The 10,411-nt window shown below is 61.9% G+C and carries 5 protein-coding genes and 2 pseudogenes; 1 reads left to right on the top strand and 6 read right to left on the bottom strand.

The features are described from left to right. Positions 1 to 17: 17 nt before the first annotated feature. From K289_RS0123025 to K289_RS0123010, 4 genes and pseudogenes are all read right to left on the bottom strand, one after another. Positions 18 to 278 (bottom strand): annotated as a pseudogene (locus K289_RS0123025) (transposase); the annotation flags it as partial. Between the two features lie 64 nt (positions 279 to 342). Further along, a pseudogene (locus K289_RS48855) lies at positions 343 to 1,071 on the bottom strand (GNAT family N-acetyltransferase); the annotation flags it as partial. Next, on the bottom strand, positions 1,046 to 1,837 hold the full coding sequence (locus K289_RS0123015; protein WP_027553695.1) for a helix-turn-helix domain-containing protein: 792 nt from the start codon (positions 1,835 to 1,837) through the stop codon (positions 1,046 to 1,048). The gene K289_RS0123015 and the pseudogene K289_RS48855, both read right to left, overlap by 26 nt. A gap of 145 nt (positions 1,838 to 1,982) precedes the next feature. Continuing rightward, positions 1,983 to 5,753, bottom strand: a complete 3,771-nt coding sequence (locus K289_RS0123010; RefSeq protein ID WP_027553694.1) for a vitamin B12-dependent ribonucleotide reductase — start codon at positions 5,751 to 5,753, stop codon at positions 1,983 to 1,985. A 762-nt stretch (positions 5,754 to 6,515) separates the two neighbouring features. On the opposite strand from K289_RS0123010, the gene K289_RS0123005 reads away from it, so the two are divergent. Further along, on the top strand, positions 6,516 to 7,412 hold the full coding sequence (locus tag K289_RS0123005; protein WP_027553693.1) for a DMT family transporter: 897 nt from the start codon (positions 6,516 to 6,518) through the stop codon (positions 7,410 to 7,412). 20 nt (positions 7,413 to 7,432) lie between these two features. Here the strand turns inward: K289_RS0123005 and K289_RS0123000 are convergent, their stop codons facing one another. Both K289_RS0123000 and K289_RS0122995 read right to left on the bottom strand, forming a co-directional pair. Further along, positions 7,433 to 9,232 (bottom strand): adenylate/guanylate cyclase domain-containing protein, encoded by a 1,800-nt coding sequence (locus K289_RS0123000; RefSeq protein ID WP_027553692.1) that lies wholly within the window; start codon positions 9,230 to 9,232, stop codon positions 7,433 to 7,435. Positions 9,233 to 9,240: 8 nt separating this feature from the next. Beyond that, positions 9,241 to 10,212, bottom strand: a complete 972-nt coding sequence (locus K289_RS0122995) for an ABC transporter substrate-binding protein (protein ID WP_027553691.1) — start codon at positions 10,210 to 10,212, stop codon at positions 9,241 to 9,243. Positions 10,213 to 10,411 lie beyond the last annotated feature (199 nt).

The raw sequence follows: 10,411 nt of genomic DNA, 5'->3' as shown, positions 1-10,411 counted from the left end.
AGCGGCGGGCCCTACCATTTTTTTGACAGCAGCTCGCGAAGGGCCGCCGCATCGAGCATTTGCTCGGCCAGAAGCTTCTTCAGCTTCGCATTCTCCTCCTCCAGCGCCTTCAGCCGCTTGGCCTCGGAAACGTCCATGCCGCCGAACCTGGCCTTCCAGTTGTAGATTGTTGCCTCGGAGATCCCATGCTTGCGAGCCAAGTCCGCCGTCTTCGCCCCAGCCTCATGCTCCTTCAACACAGCGATAATCTGCTCTTCCGTGAACCTTGCTCGCTTCATCTGTCCGTCCTTCTTCAGGCCGGACTCTAACTCCATCTGGAGGAAATACGCAGTGGCAGGTCACGCGCTTTTCTGGTCTCACCTTGAAGGTGCAGATCTTCAGAATTTTGGCTGCTTTGATCGTCGCGTCAGTGGTTTGGGCCGTTTCGTCTTTTCTAACGATTAAACCGGCTAAGCCTTCATCGAAAACAGCCCAGCATGGTCTACGCTCCTTGATGCACTTATCGCGCCACCACTTGTCAAACCCTAGATAATCGTCGCGGAGACTATTGAAGATGTCATCCGTGAGTTGGATCTCATTTGCCGACACTTCTTCTACGTAACGTACAGGAGTCTCGACCGGTTCGAACGTCGTTTTGAGCAGTTGGACAGCATCGGCAACAAACAGTACTCGCCGTCCCAGTTCGGGAGAGAATCTGCGGGCGCGTTCGTGCAAGCCACGATCTTCTGTGACTAGAAAGTCGGCAGCGCCCCGCTCAATAGAGTCGAGAAGAGTGGCGTCCACAACATCATTCGGTCGTGGCAGTTGCCCAAACCGCTTCTGTAGTTCAGCTACCTGAAGCCCGCGTACTTTCTTAAGAACCTGAAATTTTTCAAGTTTGCTGAGCGAGATGCTCCGCCTAGCAATATCGCGGTCTCGCTGAATGTCGTCGCGCGCGGCCTCGTGGACCAGGACATCCACCTTGTGCTTGGCTGCTGTACTTAGCAGCGCGGCAAAGGCGGGTCGTACGGTACGATGGTCTTCAAGTCCGATGATGACATTCGTATCAATGAGATACGTCGGAGTATTCATCTTCGAGGGCCGTCCGAAGGACTGGAGAGGCGTAGAGGAATGATTGTGGCGGCTCAAATCTGAAGCGCCGCCTAAGTTCTGATAAATCGATTGGGCGCGCAAACGCGCGGGCATTCTTGAACTTCAACGCAAAGCCAGCCTCAAGCCCGGAAAAGTAGCTTTCAAAATCATCGCGCGTGATACGTGCCTTTGAACCGAACTTCTTCCATATGTCCGCAATAGGCATCTTGTACACGTTTTCGATTTCGGCGCTTCCAACCATGGCACGCACGGGTGACGTCGAGTAGATGTAAGCGACCGTGCCGCTCGGCGCCGAAATGGGAAAGCGGCGTCGTAACTCGACGGTCTTCTCCCCCGCCATTATTTTTTGCGAATAGACCGGACGGACGCTCAAAACGACGTCCCTTTTTGGTCGGAATAAATCATCGCCAAAGATCGGGAAAACGAATTGATCGTCGTCTTGTAGGTCAGGATCGAATGCACCCTCAAAGCGCAGCTTTTTGAGTGCCTCACGGGTAAACGTTGCCTCAATCCGAAGCTCCGCACCTAGCGCTTCGACGTACTTCTGCAGCGAAGAGATCTGCACGTCGCCGCGGTGCTCGATTTTAGAGATTGCCGCTTGGCCGACCTTCAGACGAGTAGCGATCTCACTCTGGCTTAGACCGGCAAGTTCACGAAGTCTCTTAAGGGACTCGCCTACGACACGTCCAAGGTCGGTGTCCCTAACCCTAACCGCCTTGACGATTTTTCCGTGAAGCCTGGACATGCGAATCCCTTTGAGTACTTATAGTTGTATTCCATATATGGAATATCAGGTGCGGTCGAGGACCAAAAAAGGCGGCCTTTCGGCCGCCCTTCGTGGATGCCCGGGTCAACCCGGGCCTAACTAACGATCGTCGCGATCTACCGCCTCACGAACACCCCGTCGTGCTTCCGCAAGTATCGCACTTCATGCACGTCCCATTCCGCACCAGCGTGAAGTTGCCGCACTCGCTGCACATCTCACCCTCGTAGCCCTTGGCCTTGGCTTCCGCGCGGCGCTCGGCCTTGGTGGGCACCAGCGTTTGGGCGGTGCCGGCCTTGCTCCACTGGAGCTGCTCGAGCTTCTCGGTGGGCGAGAGGTCGTGGCTCGTTTCCTGCTTCAGGGCGACGGCGCCTTCCACCGCGTCGCCGGCGCGGGCCGAGGCACCGTGCGAGGCCAGCGCAGTGACCTTGCTGCCGCCGGTCGGAGCGCTGTCATTGCCCTGGGCGACAGCCGTGGAGCCGCCGCGCATCACGACGAGGTTGTCGGTGCGGGAGCGGGTGAGGCCGCGCGAGACCAGCTTGGTCGCGTGGTGGCCGGCCTCGTCGTCCGGCTCCTTGCCTTCCTCGACGCCCTTGCCGAGCGCGTCAAAGCCCGTCTCGTTGGGATCGACATGGGCGAGGTCGAAGCGGCTGAGGTAGCTCACCGCCAGCTCGCGGAAGACGTAGTCGAGGATCGAGGTCGCGTACTTGATCGAGTCGTTGCCCTGCACGGGGCCCGCCGGCTCGAAGCGGGTGAAGGTGAAGGCGTCGACATATTCGTCGAGCGGCACGCCGTATTGCAGGCCGAGCGAGACGGCGATGGCGAAGTTGTTGATGAAGGAGCGCAGCGCCGCGCCTTCCTTGTGCATGTCGATGAAGATCTCGCCGAGACGGCCATCGTCATACTCGCCGGTGCGCAGGTAAACCTTGTGGCCGCCGACGACCGCCTTCTGGGTGTAGCCCTTGCGGCGATCCGGCATCTTCTCGCGCTCGCGCATCACGATGATGCGTTCGACGAGCTTCTCGACGATTTTCTCGGAGACCTGGGCGGCACGCGCCGCCATCGGCTTCTCGTAGAGATGATCGACCGCATCGTCCTCGTCCTCATCGTCGCTGATGAGCTGCGAGTTGAGCGGCTGCGACAGCTTCGAGCCGTCGCGATAGAGCGCGTTGGCTTTAAGTGCGAGTTTCCACGACAGCATGTAGGCGGACTTGCAGTCCTCCACCGTGGCGTCGTTCGGCATGTTGATGGTCTTGGAGATCGCGCCCGAGATGAAGGGCTGCGCCGCCGCCATCATGCGGATGTGGCTCTCGACCGACAGATAGCGCTTGCCGATCTTGCCGCAGGGATTGGCGCAGTCGAACACCGGATAGTGCTCGGGCTTTAGGTGCGGGGCACCTTCCACCGTCATCGCGCCGCAGATGTGGACGTTGGCCGCCTCGATCTCGCGCTTGGTGAAGCCGACGGCCTGGAGCAGGTCGAAGCCAGGGGCCGCGATCGCCTCGGCACCGATGCCGAGCTGGTCGCGGATGAAGTCTTCGCCAAAGGTCCACTTGTTGAAGGCGAACTTGATGTCGAAGGCGGTCGGCAGGGCCTTTTCGACCTTGGCGATCGCTTCATCGGTGAAGCCCTTGGCCTTCAGCGTCGAGGCGTTGATCCCCGGCGCATTCGACAGCGAGCCGTGGCCGACGGCATAGGCCTCGATCTCGGCGATCTCGGCTTCGCGATAGCCGAGCGCGCGCAGCGCGGACGGCACCGCGCGGTTGATGATCTTGAAGTAGCCGCCGCCGGCGAGCTTCTTGAACTTCACCAGGGCGAAGTCGGGCTCGATGCCGGTGGTGTCGCAGTCCATGACGAGGCCGATCGTGCCGGTCGGCGCGATCACCGTGGTCTGGGCGTTGCGATAGCCGTGCTTCTCGCCGAGCTCGAGCGCCGCATCCCAGGCCGATTGCGCATGCGCGATCAGGTCCTTTTGCGGGCAGGAGGCGTGGTCGAGCGGCACCGGGTTGACGCTGAGCGCCTCGTAGCCGGAGGCCTCGCCATGCGCGGCGCGGCGGTGATTGCGGATCACGCGCAGCATGTGCGCGGCGTTCTTCTTGTAGCCCGGGAAGGTGCCGAGCTCGCCCGCGATCTCCGCCGAGGTCTTGTAGGTGATGCCGGTCATGACCGCGGTCAGCGCGCCGCAGAGCGCACGGCCTTCCTTCGAGTCATAGGACAGGCCCATGGTCATCAGCAGGCCGCCGATGTTGGCGTAGCCGAGGCCGAGCGTGCGGAACTCGTAGGAGAGCTCGGCGATCGCCTTCGACGGGAACTGCGCCATCATCACGGAGATTTCGAGCACGAGGGTCCAGAGCCGGCAGAGGTGCTCATAGCCCTCGACGTCGAAATGCTTCGTCGTGGTGTTGTAGAACGTCAGCAAATTGGCGGAGGCGAGGTTGCACGCCGTGTCGTCCAGGAACATGTATTCCGAGCACGGATTGGACGCGCGGATGTCGCCGGACGCCTTGCAGGTGTGCCAGTCGTTCATCGTGGTGTTGAAGTGCAGGCCCGGGTCGGCCGACGCCCAGGCGGCGTAGCCGATCTTCTCCCAGAGGTCGCGCGCCTTCAGCGTCTTCGTCACCTTCTTGGAGGTGCGGGCGTTCAGGTTCCAGTCGCCGTCGGTCTCCACCGCGCGGAGGAAGTCGTCCTTCAGCGAGACCGAGTTGTTGGAATTCTGGCCGGAGACCGTGAGATAGGCTTCCGAATCCCAGTCGGTGTCGTAGGTGTCGAACTGGATGTCCTTGTAGCCCTGCTTGGCGAACTGGATCACCCGCTTGATGTAGTTGTCGGGCACGAGGCTGCGGCGCGCGAGCTTGATCTCGCGGCGCAGGGCAGGGTTCTTCTCGGGATCGAAACAGTCGTCGCCCGAGCCTTCGCAGTTGACGCAGGCCTTCAGAACGGCCTTGAGGTGCTTCTGGTTGATCTTGGAGCCGGTGACGAGGGCGGCGACCTTCTGCTCCTCCTTCACCTTCCAGTCGATATAGGTCTCGATATCGGGGTGATCGACGTCGACCACGACCATCTTGGCCGCGCGGCGCGTGGTGCCGCCCGACTTGATCGCGCCCGCGGCGCGGTCGCCGATCTTGAGGAAGCTCATCAGGCCGGACGAGCGGCCGCCGCCGGAGAGCTTTTCGCCTTCGCCGCGCAGGCGGGAGAAGTTGGAGCCGGTGCCGGAGCCGTATTTGAACAGGCGTGCTTCGCGGACCCAGAGGTCCATGATGCCGCCCTCGTTGACGAGGTCGTCACCGACGCCCTGGATGAAGCAGGCGTGCGGCTGCGGGTGCTCATAGGCCGACTTGGACTTGGTCAGCTTGCCGGTGAAGGGGTCGACGTAATAGTGGCCCTGGCCGGGCCCGTCGATGCCATAGGCCCAGTGCAGGCCGGTGTTGAACCATTGCGGCGAGTTCGGCGCGACCATCTGCATGGCGAGCATGTAGCGGAGCTCGTCGTAGAAGGCCTGGGCGTCTTCATCATTTGAGAAATAGCCGCCCTTCCAGCCCCAATAGGTCCAGCAGCCGGCGAGGCGATCGAACACCTGCTTTGCCGAGAGCTCGCTGACATAGCGCTCTTTCTCAGGCAGCGCGGCCAGCGCCTCGGTATCGGGCACGGAGCGCCACAGGAAGGAGGGGACGGATTCCTCCTCGACCTTCTTCAGGCGCGCGGCAACGCCGGCTTTACGGAAATATTTCTGCGCGAGCACGTCGGAAGCGACCTGCGACCATTCGGTCGGCACTTCGACGTTGTCGAGTTTGAAGACCACCGAGCCGTCGGGATTCCGGATCTCCGACGTGGTCAGCCGGAATTCGATCCCGGCGTAGGGTGACTGTCCTTGTGAAGTGTGGCGCCGCTCAATCCGCATCGTCTTGCCCCGTCCTTATCTTTGACCGGACCGCCTTCGTTGAGGCGCCCGGTCGACATTTCTCTTTCGCGAGTCCCCTGGCCTTTTCGGCCCAAAGGCTTCGCAGTTCAGCCGGTGGGAACCCGGCCCAGTTTCTCCCGACGCGATGGTTCGGTGCGTGCACCTCACATCCGCCGGCATATCCAGGCCCATCCGCCCCAACGGGATGTGCCCGACATGCGTTCAACGCCCCAACGCCACGTCTTCTACCGATGCCATTCGAGCCTTTTGCCGGCCCGTTCTGGCGCCCGAAAAGTCCGCTTTTGGAGGGCAGACAAGCCCTTCCCCGCTGCCTTTGTCTGGCCGGCGGAGTGGTTATTTGCGGGACCCTTTGGGGGAGTGCCGGCGGGACGCAAACTCACTCGCGCCGAACGGTCCGAAAGCTAGGACTCTCCGTTGCGCCCGTCAAGAACTAGTGCGAGTTCCTGAATCAAATACTAAATATGGTGGAGAGCGGGGGATAACAGGGGACTCGGCCTCACCTGTCCTTGAGGCAAGTATCAGTGAGTCCTCAGGGATTCCCAACCGAAAAAATTTGCGTCCGGTGTGGATACGCGAGCTTCGTCCCGCTGTTCACAGGGCAGTATATTTTTTGGGCAATGGGATTGCGTCAGCAAGACTCACGTAGTGCTACGGAACGTTGGGGCAGGCATGCCCGCCAAGGTGGTGGTCGGGCCCCCGAATCCGGGCCAAGCTGCCCCCGATTTCTGCCGGGTACCCCACATGCATGATTCGACTCGCCGGGATGCGCGGCCGCGCATCGCCCCGGCCGGCCTGATGTTCCTCGCCATCACCTCGATCGGCTGGGGCTTCAACTGGCCTGTGACCAAATTCCTCCTCGCCGAGCTGCCGCCTTTGACGCTACGCGGGGTGACCGGCGTGCTCGGGGCGGCCCTGCTGGCCGCGCTGGCCCTGATCCGGCGCGACAGCCTCAAGGTCCGGCCCGAGGTCTGGCCCCGCGTTCTGATCGCGGGCGTGCTGAACGTCACCGGCTGGATGGTGCTGATGGGGCTCGCGCTGCTCTGGCTGCCGGCGAGCGAGGCGGCGCTGATCGCCTACACCATGCCGGTCTGGGCCTCGATCATCGCCTGGCCCGTGCTCGGCGAGCGGCCGACGCTGCTGCGGACCATCGCGCTGGTGATGGCCTTTGCGGGCCTCGCCGCGATCATGGGCGGCAACGGCTTTGCCGCGAGCCAGGCCAAGCTGCCGGGGATCATCATGGCGCTCGCCGGCGCGTTCGGCTTCGCGCTCGGCACCGTGCTGCTCAAGAAATACCCGATCCATCTGCCGCCGATCACGGCGGCGGCCTGGCAGATCGGCGTCGGCTGCCTGCCGATCGCGATCGCGGGCCTTCTCTTAGAGACCACACATCTGCAACTGGTGACCCCGGTCGGCTGGGCGCTGCTGGTCTATTCGACCGTGGTGCAGTTCTGCATCGCCTATGTGAGCTGGTTCGCCGCGCTGTCGCGGCTGCCGGCCTCGGTCGCGGCGATCGGCACCATGGCGGTGCCGGTCATCGGCGTCGTGGCCTCCGCGCTCGCGCTGGGAGAGCCGCTCGGGGCAGGGCAGATCGCGGCGCTGATCTTCACGCTCGCCGGCGTCGTGCTGGCGACGCGCTAGCAGTCCCGAACTCCGGTGCATCAATGGGTCTGAGGCTCTTTCTCTCGCCGGCGTGGCCCGGAGCCCGGCGGTTTCACCGGCAAGTCAGCCTGCGCGACAGCAAAGACTTCGAGTGCCTGGTCGTAGCCTTTGATGGCCCGCTGTCCGAGCGATGCCAACGGAATGCTATCCCGCACCCGCCCGGCGATGGTGGGATCAGCCAGGATCTGCGCGTCCTTCGCGAGATTGCAGAGCCGCGACGCCAAATTCACGACGGCGCCCATGGCCGTGTAGTCCAGCCGACCGTTATAACCGACGGTGCCGACCGTCGCCGGCCCCATGGCAACGCCCACACCGAAGCCAATCGCGTGGCCGGCGTCGCACCATTTGCTGGCGATGGACTGCACCGTCATCTGCAGGTCGATCGCGAGCCGGACCGCTTGAGTTGCGGGCTGTTCACATGCGACCGGGGCATTGACGAGGAGCATGACCCCGTCGCCGTCAAAGCCGATGAGAGTTGCCTCATGACGAGTCGTAACGGTGCCAACGGCCTCATAGTACTCGCGCATGACGGCCATGATGACATCCGGCTCATTGCGCGTGGAGAACGCCGTGAAGCCGCGCAAATCGCCAAAGATGACGGCGACTTCACGCCGCTGTCCTTCGAGCAGCTCATGGGAATGCTCGACCAGTTCGGCGACTTGTGACGGCAAGAATTGCTTCAGTCGTTCGATCCGCGCAGATTTTTGCTGCGAGATCGCCAGCTCGGATGCCATTTCATTGAAGCGCAACGCCAGTTGCTGCAGCTCGTCACCACTGAAGATCTTGATGCGATGCTCGAATTGTCCGGTTCTGATCCGCTCCACGCCCTCTTCCAGCTGCTTGATCGGACCGGACATTCTGTGTGCGCGCCAATAGGCGAGCGCCAGCGCGATGAGAATGCCAAAGGCGATGAGAATTGAGGACCGCCACAAAGCCGCGCGAATTGATGCAAAGGCTTCCGAGACCGGCTGCATCGCAATCACCGTCCATCCCACGTCGGCGGCGTGAACGGATAGCGCCACCACCGGCTTGCCCTGGTCCCCGGTGATCACCGCCGCTCCGCTGGCCGCGCCAACGAGCTGCTTGATCCGGCTGAAACTGCCCGAGCTGGCGCGGCCGCGCAGAACCAGGCTGATGTCGGGATGGGCGATCAGGTGACCGGAGTCATCGACGACGATGGCGTAGCCGGTCTCGCCAATTCTGATGGCCGAGATCACGTCCCAGATCAGCTTCAGATTGACCTCCGCGATCGCAACGCCGGCGGCCGGCAGGCTCCCGGCAACCGCGATCCTCATGTAGGGCTCTGAATCTCGCTGATATTGAACCGGTCCGTACCAGACCTTGTTGGCGCGTGCACCCAGGACAGCAGGGTCCGCAGACATATCAATGCCGCGACCGGTCCTGTTCAGATGCAGTCTGGAAACAAAGACCCGTTCGGTGCCGGTCTCGTCCAGAAGCGAAACTGAAACGATCGCAGGCACCTGCTGGAGGAGACGCAAGGCGTCGATCTTATGTTGCACATCGTCTCCGGCAGACCAGGGAAGCTGCACCATCCACCCGAGCTGATCTCGGATGCCATCGGTGAACGCCTCGATCCTGTCTGAGGCTGCGCGAGCATCGGCCTGCAGCACTGCGCTGATCTGGCGACGCTGGTCCCGGTAACCGAACGATGCCTCGACGGCCGCGCCCAGTATCAGAGGCACGACTGCAGCGACAAACAACGTCGCGAAATACTTGCAAAACAGCGAGCGACGCGGGGGCATCGCACGCGACGAGGACTGCGCAGCACCGTCCGTCATAACCGCTCTCAGGAGATCACCTTGTTGGCGCGAAACAGGATCGACGATACATCCAGGTCAATACCCAGGAGCTTGGCCGTCTTCAGATTGACTGCCAGTTCAAACTTCTCGGGGCGCATCACCGGAAGATCGGATGGATTCTCACCGCGCAGGATGCGATCGGCATAGGTGGCAAGCCGATAATAGGTCGTGCGCTGGTTCGCGCCGTAGCTCAAGAGGCCTCCAGCGTCGCAATATTCAGACCAGCCAAACATCGAAGGCAGCCGGTTCGCGATTGCGAACTCTGCGATCTTGGCACGATGCACCAGGGTCACAACATCGGGAAATACGAGGAGAGCATTGGCGTCGACCTTGCCGGCAGCCGTCAACGCATTCTCGATGTCGCGAGCGCCACAGAACGGAACGTAGGCTGCTTCAATGCCCAAGTTCCTGCATGATTCCAAAGTCGCACGCCATTCCAGCGGCTCTCCCGGATGATCCGTGTTCGAGAAGACCGCCAGTTTTCGCAGCTTTGGATAAATGTCCTTGAGCAGCTCAACCCGCTTTCCTGCCAGCTCCAGCGACAGGAATGTGCTGCCGGTGAAATTGGTGCCGGGGTGAGCAAGGCTCTTCACCACACCCAAAGCGACGGGATCACCGCTCAATGCAAACAGCACGGGGATGTCGGTGACCGCAGTCATGACGCGCGTCGCCGGACCGCTCGAGACCACGAGGTCGATATTCCCCCGTTGCAACTCGGAGACGATCTTGCGCAGCGCCTGCGGATTTCCAGGCGCGTAGTGCGTCTCGAAGGCGACGGTCTTGCCCTCGACGTATCCCAGCGCGCGCATTCCCTCGCGAAAGCCGTCCAGGAAAGGATCTGGTTCGGACTCGGTGGAGACCCAGAAGATCCGATGGAGCTTGGTTCCGTCCTGCGCTCGCGCGATGGCAGGCCAGGCCAGTCCTCCACCGATCAACAAGATGAACTCCCGTCTATTCATGCGAGCACCTGCCGAAGCGGCGTTGCCGGTTCCAGCGGCAGGCCGAGATCCAAGCTTTGCATTTGGTGACTGCGCTCGATGTCGCGCTCCGCAAGCGGACCGTCGCGGCGCCGGCTCAAACATTAGTCGGCGAGAGCGTGCTCAAAGATTGGGCTGGTGAGACGATTTGTCCTTGAGATGCGCTTGATTTTTGCTTGAG

This window comes from Bradyrhizobium sp. Cp5.3, assembly GCF_000426265.1.
GTDB classification, from domain to species: Bacteria; Pseudomonadota; Alphaproteobacteria; order Rhizobiales; family Xanthobacteraceae; genus Bradyrhizobium; species Bradyrhizobium neotropicale.
Note: the sequence above shows the minus strand (reverse complement) of the source record. Positions and strands in the feature narration are given on the sequence as shown.